Annotated in this window: 1 protein-coding gene; it reads right to left on the bottom strand. The window is 67.5% G+C overall.

All coding sequences use genetic code 11. From position 1 onward, the window contains the following. Positions 1-32: 32 nt before the first annotated feature. A complete protein-coding gene (locus ACIBF5_RS32720) occupies positions 33-1,160 on the bottom strand; it encodes an IS30 family transposase (RefSeq protein ID WP_396816758.1) in 1,128 nt (375 codons plus the stop codon). Between the last annotated feature and the right edge of the window lie 130 nt (positions 1,161-1,290).

The raw sequence follows: 1,290 nt of genomic DNA, 5'->3' as shown, positions 1-1,290 counted from the left end.
GGCGGATTCCAGGGGTCGTTGCAACACGGTGGTTAGTCGGTGACGGTTAGGAGCTTAGCGAGGCGCTCGGCTGGGGTGTCCCAGCCGAGCGTTTTGCGTGGGCGGCCGTTGAGTTCAGCGGCGACGGCGGCGAGGTGTTGCGGGCTGTGGGTAGCCAGGTCGGTGCCTTTGGGGAAGTACTGGCGTAGCAGTCCGTTGGTGTTCTCGTTCGAGCCGCGTTGCCAGGGTGAGTGCGGGTCGCAGAAGTAGACCGGCATGTCGGTGGCCATGCTGAACTCGTGGTGTAGTGCCATCTCACCGCCTTGGTCCCAGGTCAGGGACCGTTTCAGGTGGGTGGGCAGGGTGGCCATCGTGGCGAGGAGACCGTCGCGGACATGGTCGGCGGTCCGGCCCTGCCCGAGGTGCACGAGCAGGACGTAACGGGTGGCGCGTTCGACGAGGGTGCCGATCGCGGAAGCGCTGTCCTTACCGATGATCAGGTCGCCTTCCCAGTGTCCGGGCACGGCCCGGTCCTCGACCTCGGCCGGCCGGTCACTGATCATGAGCATCGGAGCGACGAACCTGGGCTGGCGTTGCCCCGGCTGCCGGCGAGGTCGGCGCACGGCTCGTCCGGTCCGCAGAGCCGCGGTCAGTTCCCGGCGTAGCTCGCCCCGGCCCTGGACGTAGAGCGCCTGGTAGATCGTTTCGTGGGACACGTGGAACTCGCTTCGCTCGGGGAAGTCCCGACGCAGCCGACGGCTGATCTGCTCGGGACTGTGCTTGAAGCCCAGCATCGCCTGCACCAGGAAACGCAGCCCCGGGCGGGCGGCGAGCTTGCCCGTCTTCGGACGCGGTCGACGGCCGTCAGCGCGTTCCTGAGCAGCGTAAGGCCGGTAGTCACCGCTGCCGGGATGACGATTACGGCGTATCTCCCGGCTGATCGTGGACCGGTCCCGTCCCAACTCGGCCGCGATCGACGCCTGAGCGGCGCCTTCCCGGAGCCGGTCAGCGATCACGATCCGCTCGCCCTGCGACAGGAACCTCCCCGACACGGGCAGACGCCGGGCAGCAGAACGCTCGCTCCGCTGTCCGACGTCCCCCTGGCCGGTGCTACCGAACCGCCAACGGTGCCCCGTCTTACGGTTGACCCCGACGATCCGACACGCCTGTCCCGTACTCACACCCTGCGCCACAAGATCCAAATATGCCCGGCGCTCAGCGTCCAACCTCTTCCGACCCTGCGGCCGACGATCGCTGCGAACCTCGAACATCACAACCCCTGACACGATCAGGCGTTGCAACGATCCCTAG

The sequence above is a fragment of the Micromonospora sp. NPDC050417 genome (assembly GCF_044458865.1).
Lineage (GTDB): Bacteria > Actinomycetota > Actinomycetes > Mycobacteriales > Micromonosporaceae > Micromonospora_G.
Note: the sequence above shows the minus strand (reverse complement) of the source record. Positions and strands in the feature narration are given on the sequence as shown.